This window comes from Actinoplanes sp. NPDC026619 (genome assembly GCF_040638295.1).
In the GTDB taxonomy this organism is placed as follows: Bacteria; Actinomycetota; Actinomycetes; order Mycobacteriales; family Micromonosporaceae; genus Actinoplanes.
Window position 1 is genome coordinate 176,805 of record NZ_JBEZYA010000018.1, and the last position, 22,339, is coordinate 199,143.

Sequence of the window (22,339 nt, forward strand, 5' to 3'; positions counted from 1 at the left end):
GCAAGCAGATCACACCGGTCAGATGTTGGCGAGCGAGCCGTCGGTAAGGATCGGACCCCAGTACACCCACTGACCGTCATGCCGGACGAAACGGCTGCGCTCGACCATGTCGCCGCGTTTGCCGTGGTCGCGGTAGTGGGCCCGGAACTCGACCACGCCCTCGGCGTCGAACAGGCCGCCGCCGGTGGACTCGAGGATGTCGAGGCCCTCCCAGCGCAGGTGCGAATCGGGCTCGACGAGGGCCGGCCGGGTGTCCGGGTGCCAGGAGCTCAGCACGTACGCGTCGTCGTCCATCGCGTACGCCGAATAGCGCGACCGCATCAGCGCCTCGGCGGTGGAAGGGGCGTGCCCCTGGTGGGCGGGAGCGCAGCACTCGTCGTACGCCATGCCGAGATTTCCGCAGGGGCAGACGGTAGCGACCTTGGTTCGTCGAGCCATGCGTCAATTCTCTCAGCAGCTCACGCGCTCGGCCACGAAACCCCTCTGCAAGTACAGCCAGCGCTTGCAAGAGCGGCAGCAAGTCCAGGTTCGGAATTTGCAGAGAACTGACGTAGGATTCCGGCGTGACCAAACGTCTGGCCGAGGTGGCGAAGAAGGCGGGCGTCAGCGAGGCGACCGTCAGCCGGGTGCTCAACGGACGCAGCGGCGTCTCCGAGGCCACCCGGGCGTCGGTGCTGACCGCGCTCGATGTCCTCGGATATGAGCGACCCACGAAACTGCGGGGTGAGCGCGGCCGGCTGGTCGGCCTCGTCCTGCCCGAGCTGCAGAACCCGATCTTCCCGGCGCTGGCCGAGGTGGTGACGGCGTCGCTGGCCCAGCGCGGCTTCACCCCGCTGCTGGCGGCCCGCACGATCGGTGGTGTGCCCGAGCGCGACTACATCGAGATGCTGCTCGACCACCAGGTCTCCGGCGTCGTCTTCGCCGGTGGCTCGTACGCTTTGGCCGACGCCGAGCACGGCCACTACCGCGCGCTGACCGACCGCCGGATGCCGGTCGTGATGGTCAACGCCGGCGTCGACGACCTGGGCTTCCCGCACATCTCGACCGACGACGCGGTGGCCGTCGAGCAGGCGTACGGACATCTGAAATCCCTTGGCCACCAACGGATCGGCATGGTCATGGGCCCGGAGGACCACGTGCCGTCGCGCCGCAAGCTGGCCGCCCTCGAGAAGATCGCGGGCGACGACTGGTTCGTCGAGCGCACGACGTTCTCGATGGAGAGCGCCCGGCTCGCCGCGGGCCGGCTGATCGGGCGCGGCGTGACCGGCATGATCTGCGCCAGTGACGTGCTCGCGCTCGGATCGATCCGGGCGGCGCGGCGGCTCGGACTGGACGTGCCGCGGGACGTCTCGATCGTCGGCTTCGACGACTCGGCGCTGATGACGTGCACCGACCCGCCACTCACGACGGTGCGGCAGCCGATCGAGATGATGGGACAGGCGGCCGTCGATCTGCTGGTCAACCAGATCGAGGGCAGCGGCGTACAGCCGGATGAGCTGTTGTTCGAACCGGAGCTGGTGGTGCGCGGCTCGACCGGGCCGGCACCTAGCTGACCAGCTAATACTCCTGACAAAGGGCGGGCCTTCGGGCCCGCCCTTTTTGTCGGAACCGCTAGTCGAGTTTTTTCTTCCTTCAGTCGCCTTCTTGCGGGTTGCCGTTTGTCTTTGTATCGTCACCTCCACGAAACATGACGGCGAGACCCAGGTCACACCGACTGCCGTCAGTGACGAATGCGCAGCTCACCGAGGTCAGACATAAGAAGGGTTGGACAAGATGTCCGTACCGCAGTACCGGAAGGTTGCGGCGCTAGCGCTCGTGGCCGGCCTGGGATTCAGCCTCACCGCCTGCTCCACCAAGGGCGACGACGACTCCGGTAAGAGCGCCGCCGGCAAGACCGTCATCACGGTCGACTGCCAGCCGGACGGCTCGCAGAAAGACCTGTTGAAGAACTGGAACGACGACGTCGCGGCGTTCGAGAAGGCCAACCCGGACATCACGATCAAGAGCGTCAGCGTCGGCCAGCAGTGCGACAACCCGCCGGACTTCACCGCCCGGCTCACCGGCGGCACGATGACCGACGTCTTCTACGGCTATATGACCGACCTCCAGCAGGTGCTGGACTCGGGTCAGGCGATGGACATCACCCAGTACGTCAACAAGGACACCGTCCCGACCTGGGACAGCGTCGACCCGGCGCTCAAGGCCGTCTTCACCGACGACAGCAAGGTGTACGCGGTCCCGTCGAAGAACTACTCGATGGGCCTGCTCTACAACAAGACGCTCTTCGCCAAGGCCGGCCTCGACGTCGCCAACCCGCCCAAGACCTGGGCCGACGTCCGCACCGCGGCCAAGAAGATCTCGGCGCTCGGCGGCGGCGTCGCCGGTTACGCGGACTACAGCGCCGGCAACACCGGTGGCTGGCACTTCACCGCCGAGCTCTACTCGCAGGGCGGTCAGATCCTCTCGCCCGACGGCAAGAAGGCCGACTTCAACAACGCCCAGGGCAAGCAGGTCCTGCAGAACATCAAGGACATGCGGTACGGCGACAACAGCATGGGCAGCCGCCAGCTGCTGCAGTGGGGCGACCTGCTGACCAACGCCGCCGGTGGCAAGGTGGGCATGTTCGTCGGCGCCCCCGACGCCACCACCGCGATCGTGCAGACCTTCCAGGGCAAGTACGACGAGTGGGCGATGGCACCGCTGCCCGGCCAGGACGGCGCGGCCAAGGGCACGCTCGGCGGTGGCGAGGGCTACTTCTTCCGCAAGGACCTCACTCCGGAGCAGGTCAAGGCCGGTCTGAAGTGGATCGCCTTCGAGAAGCTGACGCCGGGCAAGGGCCAGTTCGACTACGCCCGGGCCAAGCCGCAGAACCAGCCGGTCGGCCTGCCGCAGCCGCTGCTGTTCGCGGGCGGCAGCGACGCCCAGAAGCAGGAGGTCGACCTGCGTAAGGCCAACCAGAACCTGCCGACCGAGAACTTCGCGCTCTTCGAGGCGACCCCGGTCCCGATCAAGGGTGAGCCGGCCAACGCGCAGGCCATCTACGCGGTGCTCGACAGCGCGATGTCCGGGGTGCTGACCAACCCCAACGCCAACATCGACGAACTGCTCAAGACCGCCGAGACCAAGACCAACCAGCTCCTGGCCTCGAGTAAGTAACCGGACGGGTGCGGGGGCCGGCATGGCCCCCGCACCCTTGGAAAGCGGGAGTTTTCGTTGGCGACGATGACCAGCGTGCCGGAGACCAGGAAGCCGAGCAGGTTCCCGGCGCCGGTGCGCACGAAAAAGGGCCGCAAGCTGCGGGACAACCTCACCGGTTACGCGTTCCTGATCGGGGCGATCTTCTGCTTCGCCCTGTTCTCCTGGTTCCCGATGATCCGCGGCATCGTGATGAGCTTCCAGCACACCCGGCGCGGCGTGACGAGCTGGGTGGGCCTCGACAACTACGTGCGGATCGTCCAGGACCCGAGCTTCTGGACCGCGTGGAAGAACACCGCGTACTTCACCGGTCTCGCCCTGGTCTTCGGTTATGTCCTGCCGTTCGTGGTGGCGATCCTGCTCAACGAGCTGCGGCACGCCAAGGGCTACCTGCGGATCCTGGTCTACCTGCCGGTCATCCTGCCGCCGGCCTCGGCGCTGTTCCTCTTCAAGTACTACGCCTACGACCCGAGCGACGCCGGCCTGTTCAACGCCATCCTCAAGTTTTTGCACCTGCCCACGTCGGAGTGGATGCAGTCGCCGCACATGACGATGCCGGCCATGGTGCTCGCGTCGACCTGGATGAACATGGGCAGCGCGGTTCTGGTTTATCTCGCCGCCTTGCAGAACATCCCCGGCGAGTTGTACGAGGCGGCCGAGCTCGACGGCGCCGGGATCTTCCGGCGGATCTGGAACGTGACGATCCCGCAGACCCGGCTCATCCTCGCGCTGCTGGCGATGCTGCAGATCGTCGCCACCATGCAGGTTTTCATCGAGCCCCTGATCCTCGCCAACGGCGCCGGCACCCAGGATTCGGCGACCACCGTGGCGTACCTGATCTACCAGCACGGCTTCTTCCAGAACGATCTCAACGGCGCCGCGGCGCTGGGCGTGATCATGCTGCTGGTGCTCGCCGCCTTCTCCGCCGTATACGTGCGGCTGACCACGAAACAGGACTGAGACGATGTCCCGAACTCTCATCTCGCAGGCTCAGCTGCGCCGAGGCCGCGGCCGGTTCGCCTACTGGGCCGTGCTCGCCGCCGTCGTCATCGGCTTCACGCTCGTCTTCATCGGGCCGCTCTACTGGATGGTCACCGGCGCGCTGAAGAGCGGGCAGGAGATCGCGCAGACCCCGCCCACGCTGTTCCCGAAGGATCCGAAGCCGCAGAACTACAGCGACGCGTGGAACAACCTGAACCTCGCCAAGCTGATGTTCAACACCTTCTACTACGCGGTCGGGGCGGTCTTCTTCCAGCTCGTCTTCGACACCGCCGCGGCGTACGCGTTGTCGAAGCTCCGCCCGATCTTCGGCAACGTGGTCCTCGGCGCGATGCTGGCGACCCTGATGATCCCGGCGATGGTGCTGATCGTCCCGCAGTACGTGACCGCGATCGACCTCCCGTTCATCCACGTCAGCATGCTCGACTCGCCGTTCGCGATCTGGCTGCCGCTGGTCGCCAACGCGTTCAACATCTTCCTGTTGAAACGGTTCTTCGATTCCATTCCGGAGGACCTGATCGCGGCCGCGATGGTGGACGGCGCGTCGCCGCTGCGCACGCTCTGGTCGATCATCCTGCCGATGTCGCGGCCCATTCTCGGCGTCGTCTCGATCTTCGCGGTGACGTACGTCTGGAAGGACTTCCTCTGGCCGAAGCTGGTGATGCCGTCACCGGAGACGCGCACGCTCAGCGTCGGTATCTACGCCTTTTCCGGCGGCACCCCGATGAACGTGGTCGTCGCCGCCTCGGTCATCGCCGCCATTCCCACGGTGGTCATTTTCTTGATCTTCCAGCGGAACATCATGGCGGGTTTGACCACCGGCAGCCTCAAGGGCTGAACAATCAGATTGTATTTGGGTCCGGGAAATGCCGGGCCGACTCACCCATGCGAGAAAGCAGGTGCTCGTGTCCACAACCGAGTGGTGGCGTAGCGCGGTCATTTACCAGGTGTACCCGCGGAGCTTCGCCGACGCCGACGGCGACGGCATCGGGGACGTCGACGGCATCCGCGCTCACCTGGGACACCTGCGTGACCTGGGCGTCGACGCGATCTGGATGAGTCCGTGGTACCCCTCGCCGATGGCCGACGCCGGCTACGACGTGGCCGACTTCCGCGACATCGACCCGGTCTTCGGCACGCTCGCCGAGGCCGAGGCGCTGATCGAGGAAGCGCACGCGGTCGGCATTCGGATGATCGTCGACATCGTGCCGAACCACATCTCCAGCGAGCACCCGTGGTTCAAGGCCGCTCTGCATAACCCCGACGCCCCGGAACGCGACTATTTCTGGTTCCGAGAGGGCCGCGGGGACGAGATGCCGACGAACTGGAGGGGGGAGTTCGGCGGCACCACCTGGACCCGTACACCTGATGGCCTTTGGTATTTGCATCTGTTCACGCCCGAGCAGCCTGATTTGAACTGGGACCACCCGGACGTGCGGGCCGAGTTCGAGAGCATTCTCCGATTCTGGTTCGACCGGGGCGTCGACGGCATTCGTATCGATTCGGCGGCGCTGCTCTTCAAGGATCCTTCGTTGCCGGAAGTCGTCGACGGCGAAAAGCACCCGTTCCACGACCTCGACGAAGTGCACGACGTCTATCGCGCGTGGCGGCGGGTGGCCGAGTCCTATGGCGGCGACCGCGCCCTGATCGGCGAGGTGTGGATGCCGGAGGTGGAGCGGTTCGCCAATTACCTACGGCCGGACGAGCTGCATGCCGCGTTCAACTTCGACTTCCTCGGCTGTGCCTGGGATCCGCGGCTCATGCGCGAATGCGTGGACCGCACCCTCGACGCCCACCGTGCCGTCGGCGCCCCGGCCACCTGGGTGCTGTCGAATCACGACGTCACCCGGCACGTCACCCGTTACGGCCGGGCCGACACCACGTTCAGCTTCGACAACAACCTCGACGGCACCCCGGTCGACCTGGAGCTCGGCACCCGCCGGGCCCGGGCCGCCGCGCTGCTGTCGCTGTCGCTGCCCGGTGGCGCCTACATCTACCAGGGCGAGGAGCTCGGACTCTGGGAGAACGAGAACATCCCGCCGGCTTCCTATCAGGACCCGATGTGGGCCCGGCGCGGGCACAGCCGCGACGGCTGCCGGGTGCCGCTGCCGTGGAGCGGCGACGAGGAGTCGTTCGGTTTCAGCACCGGCTTGCCCTGGCTTCCCCAACCGAGCGAGTGGAAGGGCCTGACCGTCGAGGCGCAGGCCGGTGACCCCAACTCGATGCTCGCGCTCTACCGGCAGGCGATCGCGTTGCGCCGCCTCGAACAAGGGCTCCACCAGGGCGCTATGACCTGGCTCGACCTTCATCCCCAAGTTCTCGCCTACACCCGAGGCGAGCGTTTCGCCTTCGTCCTCAACATGTCCGGCGCCCCGATTCCCCTGCCGGACCACGAGACCTCCCTGCTCGCCAGTGGCCCACTCGACGGTGACCGCCTCCCCCAGGACACCGCCGTCTGGCTGCGATTGACGGCCTGACAGGGAGTCCGGGGGCTTTTTCACGGAAGAAAGGCTCGCTCCCGATGCCTCTCACCAAGAGACGACTGCTTGCCGTAGCGGTAGTCGTCGCCGCCACCCTTTCCGTCCCCACCGCAGCGTCCGCCGCCGGCCCCAACCTGGCCGCCGGCAAAACCTTCAGCGCCAGCAGCTATTCCGACGTCTACCAGGCCGGCAACGCCGGCGACGGTAACGCCAGCACCTACTGGGAAAGCAGCAACAACGCGTTCCCGCAGTGGCTGCAGGTTGACCTGGGCGCCGCCACCCAGGTCAACCAGGCAGTCCTCAAGCTGCCGCCGGCCACCGCGTGGGCCACTCGCACCGAGACCCTGACCGTCCAGGGCAGCACCGACGGCTCGTCGTTCGCCACCCTCAAGGCTTCGGCCGGCTACACCTTCAACCCGGCCTCGGGCAACAGCGTGACCATCGACTTCACCGCGGCCGCGGCCCGCTTCGTCCGGCTGTCGTTCACCGGCAACACCGGCTGGCCGGCCGGGCAGCTGTCCGAGCTGGAGGTCTACGGCGCGGCCACCGGGGGCGACACCCAGGCGCCCACCGCGCCCGGCAACCTCGCTTTCACCCAGCCGGCCGCCGGGCAGATCAAGCTGACCTGGTCGGCGTCGACCGACAACGTCGGCGTGACCGGCTACGACGTCTACGCCAACGGGGTGCTGCGCACCAGCCTCGGCGCGGGCGTGCTGACCTGGACCGACAGCCAGCCGGACACCGCCACCGTCGCCTACTACGTGCAGGCCAAGGATGCGGCCGGCAACGTGTCGGCGGCCAGTGCCACCGTCACGCGTAACGGCACCGGCGGGACCGGCACCAACCTGGCCCTCAACCAGCCGATCGACGCGTCGTCGACGGTCTTCACGTTCGTGGCCGGCAACGCCAACGACGGCAACACCGCCACTTACTGGGAGGGCAGCGCCTATCCCGCTCTGCTCACCGCGAAGCTGGGCGCCAACGCCTCGCTGCAGCAGGTGGTCGTCAAGCTCAACCCGGACAGCTCGTGGGGCACCCGGCAGCAGACGTTCTCGATCCTCGGCCGGGAGCAGAGCTCGACGGCGTTCACCACGCTCGTCGGGTCGGCCACCTACACGTTCAACCCGGCCTCCGGGAACACCGTCACCATTCCGGTCAGCGGGACGGCGGCGGACGTGCGGCTGTCGTTCACGGCCAACAGTGGGGCGCCGAGCGGGCAGGTCGCGGAGTTCCAGGTGCTCGGGGTCGCGGCCCCGAACCCGGATCTGACGGTCACTGGCCTGACGTTCTCGCCGTCGGCCCCGGTCGAGACGGACGCGGTGACGTTGACGGCCACGGTGAAGAACATCGGAACCGCCACGGCCGCCGCCACGACCGTCAACTTCTACGTTGGCGCCACTAACGTTGGTGCGGCTAACGTTAGTGCGACTAACGTTAGTGGCACTAACGTTGTCTCGCTGACCATCCCGGCTCGGGATGCCGGCAGCTACGCGCTGTCCGCCAAGGTCGACGAGGCGAACACGGTGGTCGAGACCAACGAGGCCAACAACTCGTACACCTCGCCGACCAACCTCGTGGTGACCCCGGTCAGCAGCTCCGACCTGGTCGCCTCCGCGGTCACCTGGTCGCCGGGCAACCCGGCCGCCGGCAACACCGTGACGTTCTCGGTGACGATCAAGAACCAGGGCTCCGCCGCCTCCGCCTCGGGCGCGCACGGCGTCACGCTGACCGTCCTGAACGGCTCGACCGTCGTGAAGACCCTGACCGGCTCCTACAGCGGCACCCTGGCCGCCGGTGCTTCCTCGCCGGCGCTCAACCTCGGCACCTGGACCGCCGTGAACGGCAAGTACACGGTCCGGACCGTGCTCGCGGTCGACGCCAACGAACTGGCGGTCAAGCAGGCGAACAACACCTCCGACAAGCCGTTCTTCGTCGGCCGGGGCGCCAACATGCCTTACGACATGTACGAGGCCGAGGACGGCGCCACCGGCGGCGGCGCGGCCGTCGTCGGGCCCAACCGCACGGTCGGCGACCTGGCCGGCGAGGCGTCCGGGCGCAAGGCCGTGACGCTCAACCAGACCGGTTCCTACGTGCAGTGGACCACCCGGGGCGCCACCAACTCGATCGTCGCCCGGTTCTCCATCCCGGACGGCACGACCAGCTCGATCAACGTGTACGTCAACGGCACCCTCAACAAGACCCTGCCGCTCACCTCGAAGTACGCCTGGTTGTACGGCGACGAGACCGCACCGCAGAACTCCGGCTCGAACCCGCGGCACATCTACGACGAGGCGAACATCCTGCTGACCGGCTCGTTCCCGGCCGGCAGCACGGTCAAGCTCCAGAAGGACTCGGCCAACTCGGGCAACATCGCGATCGACTTCATCAACACCGAGCAGGTCGCGCCGGTCGCAAATCCCGATACGACCAAGTACGTCGTGCCGACCGGCTTCGACCAGCAGTCGGTGCAGAACGCCCTGGACACCGCCCGGCAGGACACCACCAAGCTGGGCGTCTACCTTCCGGCCGGGGACTACTCGACCTCCAGCAAGCTGCAGGTCTACGGCCGGCCGATCGTGGTGACCGGCGCGGGCCCGTGGTACACCCGCTTCCGCACCCCGGACACCCAGACCGAGACCGACGCCGGCTTCCGGGCCGACGCGGGCGCGAACGGCTCGACCTTCAAGAACTTCGCGTTCTTCGGCAACTACACGACCCGGATCGACGGGCCGGGCAAGGTGTTCGACTTCGCGAACGTCTCCGGCATCACGATCGACAACATCTGGGCCGAGCACGTGGTGTGCCTCTACTGGGGCGCGAACACCGACAACATGGTCATCAAGAACGCGCGGATCCGCGACACCTTCGCGGACGGCATCAACATGACCAACGGCAGCACCGGCAACCTGGTCGACAACAACGAGGCCCGAGCCACCGGTGACGACAGTTTCGCGCTGTTCTCGGCGATCGACGCCGGCGGCTCGGACGAGATCAACAACACCTTCTCGAACCTGACGTCGATCCTGACCTGGCGGGCCGCCGGCGTCGCGGTCTACGGCGGGTACGCCAACACGTTCAAGAACATCTACATCGCCGACACCCTGGTCTACTCCGGCATCACGATCAGCTCGCTGGACTTCGGCTACCCGATGAACGGGTTCGGCGCCAGCCCGCCGACGGTGTTCGACAACATCTCGATCGTCCGGGCCGGCGGCCACTTCTGGGGCCAGCAGGTCTTCCCGGCGATCTGGGTGTTCAGCGCGTCGAAGGTCTTCCAGGGCATCCGGGTGAGCAACGTCGACATCGTCGACCCGACCTACTCCGGAATCATGTTCCAGACCAACTACGTGGGTGGCCAGCCGCAGAACCCGGTCAAGGACACGATCTTCACCAACGTGACGATCACCGGCGCGCAGAAGAGCGGTGACGCCTTCGACGCCAAGTCCGGTTACGCCATCTGGGCCAACCCGCTGCCCGAGCCCGGTCAGGGCCCGGCGGTCGGCACCGCGACCTTCACCAACCTGCAGCTGAGCAACAACTACCGGGACATCGAGAACACGACCAGCACGTTCACCATCGTGCGCAACTAGAACCCCGCTCCCATCCCCAAAAGGAAGGGCCCGTGCCACGTCCGGCACGGGCCCTTCCGCTCGTATGGTTGTCGCCATGGAAAGCGTGGTTCTGCCCGACGGGCGCGTGCTCGAATACCTGATCGACGGCCCGGCGGACGGCCTGCCGCTGGTGCTGCACCACGGCACCCCCGGTGGGGCGGTGCAGCGCGAGGGCCTCTTCCCGCCCGGTGTGCGGGCGGTGCTGATCAGCCGGCCGGGCTATGCGACCTCGACGTCGCTTCCCGGCCGCGACGTCGCCTCCGCCGCCGCCGACACGGCCGCCGTCCTCGACGCGGCCGGCATCGCCGAGTTCGTCACGGCCGGTTGGTCCGGTGGCGGCCCGCACGCGCTGGCCTGCGCGGCGTTGCTTCCCGGCCGGTGCCTCGCGGCGGCGACCATCGCCGGCGTGGCGCCCTACGACGCCGAGGGGCTCGACTGGCTCGACGGCATGGGCGCGGAGAACATCGAGGAGTTCGGCCTGGCCGTGGCCGGCGCCGGCCCGCTGGAAGATTTCCTGACGAAGGCCGAAGCCACGATGGCGAACGTGCAGCCGACCGACGTGGTGGCCGCCTTCGGCGATCTGATCTCCGAGGTCGACCGGCGGGCGCTGGAGGCGGGCTTCGCCGACTATCTGGCGGCGTCCCTGCGGCACGCGCTGTCCGGCGGGATCGCCGGCTGGCGGGACGACGATCTGGCCTTCTGCAAGCCATGGGGGTTCGCGGTCAGGGACATCGAGACGCCGGTCTCGCTCTGGCAGGGCGACCAGGACCGGATGGTGCCGTTCGGGCACGGCCGGTGGCTGGCCGACCACCTGCCGGAGCCGGAGGTGCACCTGGTCCCCGGCGAGGGCCACATCTCCCTGATCAGCAGCTTCGGGCAGATCGTCGACACGCTCCGCCGGCAGGCGGCCGTCTGAGGGACGGCCGCCCGGCGGTGCTCAAGCCTGGGGCTCGACGGCCTCGGGCTCGAGGGCCTCGGGTGCGAGCTGCGGCACCTCGCGCAGGTGGCGGTTGTGACGCGGCTCCTGCTTGTTCTTGGAGTCGTTGAGGCGGCGGCGCAGGTCGTCGCGGCAATCCATGACCGCCGCGTGCAGCTCCTCCTCCGAGGAGGTGGTGACGATCTTGTCGCGGCCGCCGATCCAGCACTCGAGGGTGACCTTCTGACCGCGGGCGTCGCGGTCCTTCACCGAGATCTCGATCTCCGTCGCGTCCGCGTGGAACGAGGCGAGCCGGGCGTCCAGGGTGGCGAACAGCTCGGTGAGCCAGTTCAGGTCGCCTTGGGTGAAACCGGTTCCGACCCGAAGGCAGTCCTCGACGGTGGCCGGGTTGCTGACGGCGCTCATCAGATCTCCTCGCTGTGGACAAGTGGGACAAGCCGACCTGTACCCGAGACCGCGATCCGAAAACCCGGGGACGCTGTCGCTTCACAAACTCGAAACGAAACTGTTCAATGTCTGGGAGCGCTCCCATCGCCACCGAAGGGGCATCCCCATGCGCCGTGTCCTGCTCGTGTTCGTCGCCCTGCTCACCGCGGTCGCCGGCTTCGCCTTCGCCAACGGGACGGCCTCGGCCGCCGGCGCCTACAACTACGGCGAGGCCCTGCAGAAGTCGATGTTCTTCTACCAGGCTCAGATCGCCGGCCAGAAACCGTCCTGGGACCAGGTCTCCTGGCGTGGCGACGCCGCCATGAACGACGGATCCGACGCCGGCCTCGACCTCACCGGCGGCTGGTTCGACGCCGGCGACCACGTGAAGTTCGGCTTCCCGATGGCGTTCTCGACCACGATGCTGGCGTGGGGTGCGGTCGAGTACCGCGACGCGTACGCGGCCAGTGGGCAGTTGACGTCGTTCCTCAACAACCTGCGGGTCCCGAACGATTACTTCATCAAGGCCCATCCCTCGGCCAACGTGCTTTACGGGCAGGTCGGCAAGGGCGATGACGACCACAAATGGTGGGGGCCCGCCGAAGTGATGCCGATGGCCCGGCCCGCCTACAAGATCGATGCCACGTGCGGCGGGTCCGACCTGGCCGGCGAGACCGCGGCCGCGATGGCCGCCAGCTCCATGGTTTTCCGGCCCACCGATGCCGCCTACGCCGACAAGCTTCTCGGCCACGCCAAGCAGCTCTATTCCTTCGCCGACAGTGTGCGTAAGGCCTACAGCGACTGCATCACCGACGCCGCCTCCTATTACAAATCCTGGAGCGGCTATCAGGACGAGCTCGTCTGGGGCGCGATCTGGCTCTACCGCGCCACCGGCGATGCCACCTATCTCGCCAAGGCGGAGAGCGAATACGACGCGCTCGGCACCGAACCGCAGACCACCACCCACTCCTACAAGTGGACGATCGCCTGGGACAACAAACAATTCGGCGCGTACGTGCTGCTGGCCAACCTGACCGGTAAGCAGAAGTACATCGACGACGCCAACCGCTGGCTCGACTGGTGGACGGTCGGCGTCAACGGGGAGAAGGTGCGCTACTCGCCGGGTGGTGAGGCCGTTCTCGACAGTTGGGGATCGCTGCGTTACGCCGCCAATACCGCGTTCGTCGCGCTCGTCTACAGCGACAAGACCGGCGACGCCACCCGCAAGACCCGCTATCACGACTTCGCTGTGCGGCAGATCAATTACGCGCTCGGCGACAACCCGCGGCAGTCCAGCTATCTGATCGGGTTCGGCGCCAATTCCCCGAAGAATCCCCATCACCGTACGGCTCATGGGTCGTGGTGGGACAACATGACCGTGCCGACCGAGACGCGGCACGTGCTCTACGGCGCCCTGGTCGGCGGGCCGTCCACGAACGACGACGCCTATGCCGATCAGCGCAGCGATTATGTGATGAACGAGGTGGCCACCGACTACAACGCCGGCTTCACCTCGGCGGTGGCCCGGCTCTATGCCGAATACGGCGGCGCGCCGCTCGCGGGCTTCCCGACGGCGGAGACGCCGGACATGGACGAGATCACGGTCGAGACGACCGTGATGCAGGACGAGCCGCGGGACACCGCGCTCAAGGTGATGATCTACAACAAGTCCGCCTATCCGGCGCGGGCGCTCACCAGCTCCTCCTACCGCTACTTCTTCCGGCGGGAGGGGACGGCCGCGCTCGTCGTCACCCCGGGCTACACACAGGGCTGTCCGTCGCCGTCGGCGGCCAAGCAGTGGTCGGGCGACATCTGGTACGTCGAGGTGAACTGCGCCGGCTACTCGATCACGCCGGCCGGGCAGTCGGCATACCGGATGGAGGTGCAGTTCAAGGTGGGGGTGGCCGACGGCGGCACCTGGGATTCGTCGAACGATCCGTCCTATCTGGCCGGAACGGCGATCAACAAGAGCGTGCCTTTGTACGAGGCGGGAAAGCTGATCTGGGGTCAGGAGCCGGGGGCCTCGTCGCCGTCGCCGACGGTTTCGCCGACAGTCTCACCGACCGTTTCGCCAACTGTCTCGCCGACCGTTTCGCCTACTGCTTCGCCTACTGCTTCGCCCACGGTTTCGCCGACGGCCTCGGCCGGCTGCAAGGTCACTTACGCCGTCAACGACTGGGGGAGTGGGTTCACCGGCACCGTCACGATCGCCAACACCGGGACCACGCCGTGGACCAGCTGGAATCTTGGCTTCACGTTCCCCGGTAATCAGAAGATCAGCCAGGGCTGGTCGGCGAACTGGACCCAGAGCGGCGCGACGGTGGCCGCTACCAGCCTGTCCTACAACGGCGCGGTTCCGGCGGGCGGCTCGACCAGCGCCGGTTTCCAGGCGACCTACACCGGTAGCAATGCGGCGCCCACGGCGTACACCATCAATGGTTTGACCTGCACCAAAGGGTGAGCTCATCCGGAGCTCACCCTTCGGATCGGGAGAGGTCAGACCTCGACCGGGGTGAGCTCCGGAAGGACCTGCGGCGTGTGCTCGACCACCCGCTTGGCCGCCGGGACGAGGAAGGCGACGCCGATCGCCGCCACCGCGACGACGCCGAGGATCAGGAACGACTCGGTGAAGCCGGACTCGGCGGGCAGGCCGGCCACGCCGGGGTGGCTGGTGACGATCGAGCTGACGATCGCGGTGCCGATGCTGGCGCCGATCGTGCGGATGTTGGTGTTCATGCCGGAGGCGACGCCGGTCTGGTGCATCGGGACGCTCTGCACGATCAGGCTGACCAGCGACGAGTAGACCAGACCCATGCCGATCCCGAACACTCCGCCGGCGACGGCCACCGCCGCCTGGCTGCCGTGCTCGAGCGCGATCGAGAAGCAGGACGCCGCGGCCAGCACCGAGCCGATGATCAGCTGTGCCTTGCCCGGCACCCAGCGGGTCAGCGGTCCGCTCAGCGAGCCGAAGACCGCCATGGTCACCAGCATCGGCAGCATCAGCAGGCCGGCGCTGGTGACGCTGGCGCCGAAGCCGTAACCGGAGGCTTTCGGCACCTGGACGAGCTGCGGCAGGAAGGCGAAGATGCCGAACATCGCGGCCCCGAACAGCAGCGCGACCAGGTTGGTGGTCCAGACCGCGGGCAGGCGCATCATGCGCATGTCGATCAGCGGGTTGGCCGAGCGGAGTTCGACGAGGAACCAGCAGGCGAACAGGGCCGCGGCCGCGATCAGCAGGCCGATGGTGCGGCCGGAACCCCAGCCCCACGCGGTGGCCTTGCTGAGCGGGAGGAGAAGAGCGACGAGCCAGGCCGACAGGAGTACGGCGGAGAACCAGTTCACCTTGCCCGGGGTTCGCACCGGTGAGGCCGGGACCACTCGCCAGGCCAGCACCCCGACCAGGGTGACCACGGCCATCGGGATCCAGAACAGCCAGCGCCAGTCGAGCGCGCTGACGATCGGGCCGGCCAGGACGATGCCGAGGCCGCTGCCGGTGGCGATGACTGCGGCCATGATGCCGACCGCCGAGGTGACCCGCGCGGGCGGGAACTCGTCGCGGATGATGCCGAACGACACCGGGAACACCGCGCCGCCCAGGCCCTGCAGGACGCGGGCCACGATGAGGACGCCGATGTTCGGGGCAAGCGCCGCCACCAGGCAGCCGGCCGCGATGGCGGCCAGCGCGACCAGCAGGGCGCGATCTTTGCCGACCATGTCGGCGATGCGGCCGACCAGTGGAGTCGCCACCGAGGCCGCGAGCAGCCAGGCGGTCAGCACCCAGGTGACCGTGCCGGTGCTCGTGTGCAGGTCCTGCTGGATCGTCGGCAGCACCGGCGTGACCAGCGACTGCATCAGTGAGAACGCGGCTGCCGCAGCGGCGAGCACCGTGAAGGTGGCGCGCGGCGAGGACTGATAAAGTCGAGGCATGCCTCCAGATTATCGGAGGGGGGCCTCCGGTTCGCAAGGCCTTTGCATGTGTTGGGAGTCACCATGGTTACCGTGCGTCGTCCGCAGCGGGCGGATGCTCGTCGCAACTTCGACGCGTTGCTCGCCGCCGCGCGTGACGCGTTCGCCGCCAACGGCACCGAGGCGTCGCTGGAGGACATCGCCCGGCGCGCCGGGGTGGGCATCGGGACGCTCTATCGCAACTTCCCGACCCGGCGTGATCTGTTCGAGGCGGTCTACGTCGAAGAGGTCAACCAGTTGGGCGAGGTCGCGGCGGCGGTCGCTTCGCTTCCGCCGTGGGAGGCGCTCACCGCGTGGCTGAAGCGTTTCGTGGCCTACGCGGTGACCAAGCGGGCCATCATCGAGGCGCTCAACCGGGAGTCGGAGATGTTCGCCGTCTGCCGCCGCACCATGTATGACGCGGGCGAGCCGTTGCTGGAACGCGCCCAGAAGGAGGGCATCGTCCGGCCCGACCTGACCTTCGACGACCTGCTGCGGATGGTGTCCGGCCTGACCTCGGGGGCATACGTCGACGATGCCCAGCGCGACCGGGTGGTCGCGCTGGCTCTGGACGGCCTGCGGCGCTTCTAGTTTTTCTTTTAGAGGCGGATTGCTTCGCCGGTGCGGGCGCTCTGCCGGGCCGCGTCGAGCACCGCCATCACGCGCAGGGTGTCGACCGGCTCGACCGGCACCGGGCCGTCGCCGCGCACCGCCTGGGCGAACGCGGGGTAGAACGTGTCCCACCGGCCGCGCTCGCTCGGCACCGGCGCGCTCGTCTCGCCACGGTGGATCCGGCCCCACAGGTGCTCGTGCTCCACGCCCCAGCGCTCGCCCAGGCCGGCGGGCGACTTGCCCGCCTTGAGCAGCGCCTCCTGCCCGTCCATGCCGTTGTCGATGACGTAGGCGGCGGTCGAGCCGGAGACCCGGAACCGCGGGCCCGGCGCGGCCTGCCGCCAGCTGCCCCACAGGTGCGACTCGACGCCGCCCACGTGGTGCAGGGCCGCGAAGAAGTCGTCGTCGAGCTCGCCGCCGCGCAGCTCCGCGTAGACCCGGGCGACCGGGCCGTGCAGCAGCAGCGCCTGATCCACCAGGTGTGACCCGAAGTCCAGCAGGGTGCCGCCGCCGGCGGCGCCGATCTTGCGCTCCGGCGCCCAGCGCTCGAAGCGCGACTCGAACCGCCGGACCGTGCCCAGTGCCCCCTCGGCGAGCAGCTTCTGCACGGTGCGGAAATCGGAGTCCCAGCGCCGGTTCTGGTACGCGCTGAGCAGCGTGCCCTTCTCGGCGGCCGCGTCGACCACACTCTTGGCCTGCTCGACGTCGAGCGCGAACGGCTTGTCGACCACCACGGCCAGACCCAGCGCGATCGCCTCCCGGGCCAGCTCGGCGTGGGTGGCGGCCGGCGTCGAGATCGCCACCGCCTCCGCGCCGGCCTCGGCGATCGCCGCGATCGAGTCGAACGCGGTCAGCCCCGGCCGCTCGGTGGCCAGCTCGGCGCGCCGCTCCGGCGATTTCGTGACCACGCCGACAAAGTCGACGTTCTTCGCCGAGGCCAGCAGCGGGGCGTGGAAGATCCGCCCACCGGAGCCGAAACCGACAAGCCCGAAACGCACCGCGTCGCTCATGCCGAAAGCGTGCCACACGACCGCCCGGCATGCCGATCAAGGGGGCTCAGGGGATGACCTTGTGCTCCTTGCAAAGGGCCTGGTAGCTGTCGGCGCAGAGCTGGGCGGCACTGACGAAACCGTCGGAGACCACGTCCTTGATCTCGTCGACCGTGATCGGCAGGGGCACGAGCCCGACGAAGGGAACCTCCCGGTTGGTTTCCGGGTCCCGCATCGACCCGCTGATCGCCGGGCGCTTGCCCTTGACCAGTTGGGTGGCGATGTTGGCGGCCGACTGCGCCTCGAGCTTGGTCCGCTTGTAGACCGTCATGCACTGGTCGCCGGTCATGATGTTGCGCAGGCCGTCGATCGAGGCGTTCTGCCCGGTCACCGGGATCTCGCCGTTGCGCTTGAGCCCGCGCAGGACGTCGATGGCGGCGTCGGCGATGCCGTCGTCGGCCGCCAGCACACCGCCGATCCGCGGCTGCTGGCCGATCATCTGGGCGAAGATGTCCCGGGCCTGGGTGGGCGCCCAGGCCGGCACGTTCTGCGACGGCCCCTTGGTGTACTCGGCGCTGTCGTACTTCGGCTCCAGCACGACCTCGTGCCCGGCCGAGAGCTGATCGGCGTTGTGGTCGGCCACCGCCCCGTTCAACTCGGCGACGACCGGGTTCGTCATACGCCTCGCGTCCAGGCACTTCATCAGGCCGTAGCCCTGCATCCGGCCGATCTCGGTGGGATCGAAGCTGACCAGATAGTCCGCGGCGCCGCCGACGGTGAGCCGGTCGTAGTCGATGACCGGGATCCGCTCCTGATGGGCGCCGGCGATGACCGCCTTTCCGGCGTCGGCGTCGGGGCTGGTGATGATCAGCACCTGGGCGCCGTTCCGGATCATCTCCGTACCGACCTGCTGGAACGTCTCGTTCGAGGCGTTCCGCACGTCGGCGGTGATGCCGGCGCTCCGGAACGCCTCCCGGAAGTACACCGGGTCCTGGGACTTCCAGCGCGATTCGCTCGTCGCGTTCGTGATGATCACGCCGACGCTCGCGCCGTCCGCCCCGGTCCCGGCGGCGGCCGATCCGGAGTCGTCCGGGCCGGTGCAGGCGGTCAGAAGTGTGATGGCCAGAACGCCGGCACCGGCCTTTTTCATCATGCGGCTCAGCCCAGCACGATCGGTTCGAAGATCTTCTGGAAGTTCTGTTGCTCCTCGGCGGTCTCGAAGGAGACGTAGTAGTGCAACTTCGCGTATTCCACCTGGGACGGGAACACCAGCTTCGAGTTGGCCACGTCGAGCAGGCCGGCCCGGTCGTCGCCGGTCAGCTTCGCGGCGTCCTTCTTGATCTGCGCCTGGGCGCTCGGCACCGGGGCGACGTAGTTGATGTACTCGGCCAGCGACGCCGCGATGTCGGTGCGGTAGAAGAAGTCGATCAGCGTGATCGCATCGAGCGGGGCCTTCGCGGTGATCGGGATCGTCATGTTGTCGGTCCAGATCGTGCCGCCCTCGGCCGGGATCACGAACTGGTAGTTCGTGCCCTCCGACAGGTTCTTCTGGAAGATGTCACCCGACCAGGCCTGGGTGATCCAGACCTCGCCCTTGCCGAGCGCATCGACGTACGACTGATCGTAGTAATTGCGGACGATCCCGGCGCTCTTCTGCTTCTCGAGGTGATCGGCGGCCTTCTGCCAGTCGTCGGCGGTCGACTCCGACGGCTTCAGCCCCAGCGCCAGCAACCCGAAGTTGGCCAGCTCCTGGGTGTCGGAGAACATGCCGACCTTGCCCTTGAACGCCGGGTCCCACAGATCCGCCAGCTTGGTGATCTTCCGCCCACCGAGCTTGTCCGGGTCGTACGCGATGCCGGTCATCCCGGACGCCCACGGCACGCTGTAGACGTTGTCCGGGTCGAACGCCTCCTTCTTGTACGCCGCGGCGGCGTTCTTGGTGAAGTTCGGCAGCAACGAATGGTCCAGCGGCGCCAGGAAGCCGGAGTCGCGGAACTGAGTGAATTGGTAGGAGTTGGTGATGACCATCAGGTCGTACCCGATCGACTGCCCGGCGGCCATCTGCGGCTGCACCTTGGCGAACCAGGGGCCCATCTCCTGGATTACTTCCTGGTAAGTAACCGAGATGCCGGTCTCGGCGGTGAACTTCTTCAGTTCCGGCTTCTTCGGGTCCATGTAGAGCGGCCAGTTGGCGAAGTCGACATGGCCGGTCTTGGTCTTGCCGGACCAGAATTTCTCGGCGGCGTCCGGGGCGGCGCTGGCACCGGGGCTGCCCTGCCCCTGCACACCGCACGCGGCCAGGGCAGCGCTCATGGCGGTGAGGCCGGAAAGTCGAAGGGCGTCACGCCGACCGAACCGGCGCTGCGTCATGCCACGAAGAAGTAACGGGTCAGAAATATTCGCAGACATCCTTCAGACTCCGAAATCATGTAAGAGCGCGATTTATGAAGGAAAGTGTCGGAATCCGGTAGGGCCCCGGAATGGATCACGTCGCTGGCGAAGATTATTTTCTTCGCTCCGATGTGTCAACGCCTGTGCGCTGCGTAACCGAATTTGGTGCCACGCTCGTTCCGGAATATAAAAAGATTACTTTCCTGTTCGAGTGTCCGGTCTCGCGATCCGATGTGGACCATTTTCTGACCCGGCGTGGCCGCGTTGCGTCAGGCGGCGGAGCGGCTCTTGCCGGCCGTCTTCGCGGTGTACATCGCCGCGTCGGCCCGGTTGGTCAGCTCGGTGACCGTGATGCCGGGCTCGGCCATGGCGACACCCACGCTCGCCCCGACCGTCACGGTCGCGACCGTCAGCGCCATCGGGGCCGTCAGGTGGGCGCGGACCTCGGCGGCGATCTCGTCCGCCTCGTGCCGGCCCGACAGGCCGGTCAGCAGCAGCGCGAACTCGTCGCCGCCGTAACGGGCCGCCAGCCCGCGGCCACGCACGGCCGTCATCAGGCGCGACGCCACCGCGACCAGCAGCTCGTCGCCGGCCGCGTGGCCGTAGCCGTCGTTCACCTGCTTGAAGTCGTCCAGGTCGATGTTCAACAGGGCCACCGTGCCACCCGGGTTGCGGTTGAGCGCATCGGCGATGGCGCCCTGCAGCTTCGCCCTGGTCGGCAGCGCGGTCAGCTCGTCGTGGTGGGCGCGGTGCTCCAGCTCGGCGTGCGCGTGGCAGCCGTTCTCGGCCAGCACGACCTGGTGCGACAGGTTACGGAACGAGTCCACCACATCGGTGTGGACGCGGCGCCGGCCACCGACAGCGATATAGACCTCGGCCGTTTCCGGGTCGGCGCCCAGCGCATCGACGTGCCACTCCCGCATGCCGGGCACCAGCTCGGTCAACCGGGCCGGCTCGGCGACCGCTCGCAGCTCAAGACGAGAGCCACGCACCCCGTCCAGTACACCGGCGGCGGTGCTCACCACGAGACCGCCCCGACTGCGGCGCAACACCAGAAGAACCACGCCGGGGCTGAGCGCGACCAGGCCGTCCGCGGTGCGACGGCCCACCTCACGCACCTGCTCGACATCGGTCACGCCAAGCATGGCGTGGCCGGCCCGGGCCAGCAGCGACTCGCGGGCGGCGGTGCGTTCCTGCCGCCGCAGGGACAGGTAGATGCCGCGGGTCAGCACCGCCATCAACAAGATCTGCGGCAGCACGCCGAGAACGGTCGGGGAGTTCCAGGTCATCAACCGGCCACCGGAATCGGGGGAGATGGCGACCGCGGCCGGGACGGCGATCACCGCGCCGATCACGCGGGCCGCCCACAGCCTCGTCGAGCCGTACAGCGACAGCACCACGGTCGTCGCCAGCGCCAGAGCGGTGCCGGCCACCGGATCCTTCAGGCCGGCTCCGCCGATCGTGACGAGAACCGGGAGGACGGCCGCGCTCCACCAGCTCGTCCGGCCGCGCACGTAGACGCCGAGCAGCACCAGGAGCGTCAAGACTATGCAGGCGGCGGACAGGCGGAGGTACTCCGGCGAGCGCAGCGCATTGCCGATCTGGGCCATCTCACTGAGCACGGCCAGACCGCCGATGGCGAGTGCCACCAGCCTGGTCCGCTCGAGGCTGCTCTCCGGGAGCCGCCGCCATTTCCACACCGAGGCATCTTCGGCCGTACCGGGCCGAACCTGAGTGCGCGCAGTGATCCCTCTTGTCGGATGAGTGACCGCTACCAGTGAAAAGCTCGTTCCATGGGTAAATATTTGCCCCATGAAGCCCGCGCAGATGGAACGCACCCCCTTCTCCGACCTGGACAGCCAGTCCAGCGAGATGACGACCATGCTGCTCGCCGCGCTCGAGGCGATGGGCCGCCACCCGGAGATCAGGCGGGTGCGCCGCACCGCGATGGAGGCGCTGCACCCCGAGCCGGGCGCCCGCCTGCTGGACGCCGGCTCCGGCGCAGGCGACGTGTCACGCTGGCTGGCCACGAAGGTCGGCCCGGCCGGCGAGGTGATCGCGCTGGACCACTCGGCCGCCACGATTGCCGCAGCGTTGCAGCAGCACGACGGCAGCAACGTGCACTACCTGACCGGCGACGTCTGCGCGATGAAGCTCCCGGCCGACAGCGTCGACGGCGTCTGGTGCGAACGAGTGCTACAGCACGTAACCAGCGCCGACGCGGCAATAACCGAGCTGATCCGGGTAACCCGCCCAGGCGGCCGCATCTGCCTGATAGACACCGACTGGGAGTCCCTGTCCTTCGACGGCGTACCGCCCCGCCTGGCCGCTAGGGTCGTTCAGTCGAGCCACGGCAAACTGACCCCAAAGCACCTGGACATGGGCCGCACCCTGCGCCGCCGCCTGGTAGACGCTCACCTGACAAACGTAACGGCCACCCCCGTAACCTGCCTCTTCAGCGACCCAGCCTCAGCCGCCGTGGTCCTGCCCATGGTCAACCCCTCAGTCCCAGCCGAAACCTGGCCCACCCCACCCGGCATACGCGCCAAATGGTTCACCCAGGTAGAAGCAGCCGGCACCCGAGGCGACTTCCTGGCAGTACTGACAATCTGGGTAGTAACCGCAACCGTGGCCTAACCCACCCCTCCCGCGCCGCCTCTCCCGCGCCGCCTCTCCCGCGCCGCCTCTCCCGCGCCGCCTCTCCCGCGCCGCCTCTCCCGCGCCGCCTCTCCCGCGCCGCCTCTCCCGCGCCGC

At 67.8% G+C, this 22,339-nt stretch carries 17 protein-coding genes; 10 read left to right on the forward strand and 7 right to left on the reverse strand.

The window, feature by feature from the left end:
- Positions 1–18: 18 nt before the first annotated feature.
- A complete protein-coding gene (locus tag AB0E90_RS33675; RefSeq protein ID WP_360415019.1) occupies positions 19–438 on the reverse strand; it encodes a YchJ family metal-binding protein in 420 nt (139 codons plus the stop codon).
- 125 nt (positions 439–563) lie between these two features.
- Between AB0E90_RS33675 and AB0E90_RS33680 the strand changes: the two genes are divergently transcribed.
- The 7 genes from AB0E90_RS33680 (at position 564) to AB0E90_RS33710 (ending at position 11,201) form a co-directional block, all read left to right on the forward strand.
- Entirely contained in the window at positions 564–1,553 is a 990-nt protein-coding gene (locus AB0E90_RS33680; protein WP_360415021.1) for a LacI family DNA-binding transcriptional regulator, read from the forward strand.
- A gap of 220 nt (positions 1,554–1,773) precedes the next feature.
- On the forward strand, positions 1,774–3,156 hold the full coding sequence (locus tag AB0E90_RS33685; protein ID WP_360415023.1) for an extracellular solute-binding protein: 1,383 nt from the start codon (positions 1,774–1,776) through the stop codon (positions 3,154–3,156).
- Positions 3,157–3,222: 66 nt separating this feature from the next.
- On the forward strand, positions 3,223–4,155 hold the full coding sequence (locus AB0E90_RS33690) for a sugar ABC transporter permease (protein WP_360415025.1): 933 nt from the start codon (positions 3,223–3,225) through the stop codon (positions 4,153–4,155).
- A gap of 4 nt (positions 4,156–4,159) precedes the next feature.
- Positions 4,160–5,032, forward strand: a complete 873-nt coding sequence (locus AB0E90_RS33695) for a carbohydrate ABC transporter permease (RefSeq protein ID WP_360415027.1) — start codon at positions 4,160–4,162, stop codon at positions 5,030–5,032.
- A 28-nt stretch (positions 5,033–5,060) separates the two neighbouring features.
- Entirely contained in the window at positions 5,061–6,671 is a 1,611-nt protein-coding gene (locus tag AB0E90_RS33700; protein ID WP_360415029.1) for a glycoside hydrolase family 13 protein, read from the forward strand.
- A gap of 44 nt (positions 6,672–6,715) precedes the next feature.
- Positions 6,716–10,264, forward strand: coding sequence for a discoidin domain-containing protein (locus AB0E90_RS33705; RefSeq protein WP_360415031.1), 3,549 nt, complete (start codon positions 6,716–6,718; stop codon positions 10,262–10,264).
- 76 nt (positions 10,265–10,340) lie between these two features.
- Positions 10,341–11,201, forward strand: a complete 861-nt coding sequence (locus tag AB0E90_RS33710) for an alpha/beta hydrolase (RefSeq protein WP_360415033.1) — start codon at positions 10,341–10,343, stop codon at positions 11,199–11,201.
- 21 nt (positions 11,202–11,222) lie between these two features.
- Here AB0E90_RS33710 and AB0E90_RS33715 read toward each other — a convergent pair whose 3' ends face one another.
- Complete coding sequence (locus AB0E90_RS33715; RefSeq protein WP_360415035.1) at positions 11,223–11,627, reverse strand: HPF/RaiA family ribosome-associated protein; 405 nt, start codon at positions 11,625–11,627, stop codon at positions 11,223–11,225.
- A 148-nt stretch (positions 11,628–11,775) separates the two neighbouring features.
- Between AB0E90_RS33715 and AB0E90_RS33720 the strand changes: the two genes are divergently transcribed.
- Positions 11,776–14,109 carry a glycoside hydrolase family 9 protein gene (locus tag AB0E90_RS33720; protein WP_360415037.1) on the forward strand — a complete coding sequence of 778 codons (2,334 nt, stop codon included), beginning with the start codon at positions 11,776–11,778 and terminating at the stop codon, positions 14,107–14,109.
- Between the two features lie 35 nt (positions 14,110–14,144).
- On the opposite strand, the gene AB0E90_RS33725 is transcribed toward AB0E90_RS33720, so the two are convergent.
- On the reverse strand, positions 14,145–15,575 hold the full coding sequence (locus tag AB0E90_RS33725) for an MFS transporter (RefSeq protein ID WP_360415039.1): 1,431 nt from the start codon (positions 15,573–15,575) through the stop codon (positions 14,145–14,147).
- Between the two features lie 72 nt (positions 15,576–15,647).
- Between AB0E90_RS33725 and AB0E90_RS33730 the strand changes: the two genes are divergently transcribed.
- Positions 15,648–16,184: a TetR/AcrR family transcriptional regulator gene (locus tag AB0E90_RS33730; protein WP_360415041.1), complete on the forward strand. Its 537-nt coding sequence runs from the start codon at positions 15,648–15,650 to the stop codon at positions 16,182–16,184.
- Positions 16,185–16,192: 8 nt separating this feature from the next.
- On the opposite strand, the gene AB0E90_RS33735 is transcribed toward AB0E90_RS33730, so the two are convergent.
- The 4 genes from AB0E90_RS33735 to AB0E90_RS33750 form a co-directional block, all read right to left on the reverse strand.
- Entirely contained in the window at positions 16,193–17,215 is a 1,023-nt protein-coding gene (locus tag AB0E90_RS33735) for a Gfo/Idh/MocA family oxidoreductase (protein ID WP_360415043.1), read from the reverse strand.
- A 46-nt stretch (positions 17,216–17,261) separates the two neighbouring features.
- The gene (locus AB0E90_RS33740) at positions 17,262–18,347 is read right to left on the reverse strand and encodes a substrate-binding domain-containing protein (protein WP_360415045.1); all 1,086 of its coding nucleotides are present in this window, start codon (positions 18,345–18,347) and stop codon (positions 17,262–17,264) included.
- Between the two features lie 5 nt (positions 18,348–18,352).
- Complete coding sequence (locus AB0E90_RS33745) at positions 18,353–19,507, reverse strand: spermidine/putrescine ABC transporter substrate-binding protein (RefSeq protein WP_360415047.1); 1,155 nt, start codon at positions 19,505–19,507, stop codon at positions 18,353–18,355.
- A 347-nt stretch (positions 19,508–19,854) separates the two neighbouring features.
- On the reverse strand, positions 19,855–21,285 hold the full coding sequence (locus tag AB0E90_RS33750) for a GGDEF domain-containing protein (RefSeq protein ID WP_360415049.1): 1,431 nt from the start codon (positions 21,283–21,285) through the stop codon (positions 19,855–19,857).
- A gap of 112 nt (positions 21,286–21,397) precedes the next feature.
- On the opposite strand from AB0E90_RS33750, the gene AB0E90_RS33755 reads away from it, so the two are divergent.
- Positions 21,398–22,222, forward strand: coding sequence for a methyltransferase domain-containing protein (locus AB0E90_RS33755; protein WP_360415051.1), 825 nt, complete (start codon positions 21,398–21,400; stop codon positions 22,220–22,222).
- The last annotated feature ends 117 nt before the right edge of the window (positions 22,223–22,339 follow it).

What these genes read in the sequence shown, in the direction of transcription:
- AB0E90_RS33720 (WP_360415037.1), top strand. Translation starts at nt 11,776, where the DNA reads ATGCGCCGTGTCCTGCTCGTGTTCGTCGCCCTGCTCACCGCGGTCGCC.
- AB0E90_RS33705 (WP_360415031.1), top strand. Translation starts at nt 6,716, where the DNA reads ATGCCTCTCACCAAGAGACGACTGCTTGCCGTAGCGGTAGTCGTCGCC.
- AB0E90_RS33715 (WP_360415035.1), bottom strand. Translation starts at nt 11,627, where the DNA reads ATGAGCGCCGTCAGCAACCCGGCCACCGTCGAGGACTGCCTTCGGGTC.
- AB0E90_RS33725 (WP_360415039.1), bottom strand. Translation starts at nt 15,575, where the DNA reads ATGCCTCGACTTTATCAGTCCTCGCCGCGCGCCACCTTCACGGTGCTC.
- AB0E90_RS33700 (WP_360415029.1), top strand. Translation starts at nt 5,061, where the DNA reads ATGCCGGGCCGACTCACCCATGCGAGAAAGCAGGTGCTCGTGTCCACA.
- AB0E90_RS33675 (WP_360415019.1), bottom strand. Translation starts at nt 438, where the DNA reads ATGGCTCGACGAACCAAGGTCGCTACCGTCTGCCCCTGCGGAAATCTC.
- AB0E90_RS33695 (WP_360415027.1), top strand. Translation starts at nt 4,160, where the DNA reads ATGTCCCGAACTCTCATCTCGCAGGCTCAGCTGCGCCGAGGCCGCGGC.
- AB0E90_RS33745 (WP_360415047.1), bottom strand. Translation starts at nt 19,507, where the DNA reads ATGAGCGCTGCCCTGGCCGCGTGCGGTGTGCAGGGGCAGGGCAGCCCC.
- AB0E90_RS33755 (WP_360415051.1), top strand. Translation starts at nt 21,398, where the DNA reads ATGAAGCCCGCGCAGATGGAACGCACCCCCTTCTCCGACCTGGACAGC.
- AB0E90_RS33685 (WP_360415023.1), top strand. Translation starts at nt 1,774, where the DNA reads ATGTCCGTACCGCAGTACCGGAAGGTTGCGGCGCTAGCGCTCGTGGCC.
- AB0E90_RS33710 (WP_360415033.1), top strand. Translation starts at nt 10,341, where the DNA reads ATGGAAAGCGTGGTTCTGCCCGACGGGCGCGTGCTCGAATACCTGATC.
- AB0E90_RS33690 (WP_360415025.1), top strand. Translation starts at nt 3,223, where the DNA reads ATGACCAGCGTGCCGGAGACCAGGAAGCCGAGCAGGTTCCCGGCGCCG.
- AB0E90_RS33735 (WP_360415043.1), bottom strand. Translation starts at nt 17,215, where the DNA reads ATGAGCGACGCGGTGCGTTTCGGGCTTGTCGGTTTCGGCTCCGGTGGG.
- AB0E90_RS33740 (WP_360415045.1), bottom strand. Translation starts at nt 18,347, where the DNA reads ATGATGAAAAAGGCCGGTGCCGGCGTTCTGGCCATCACACTTCTGACC.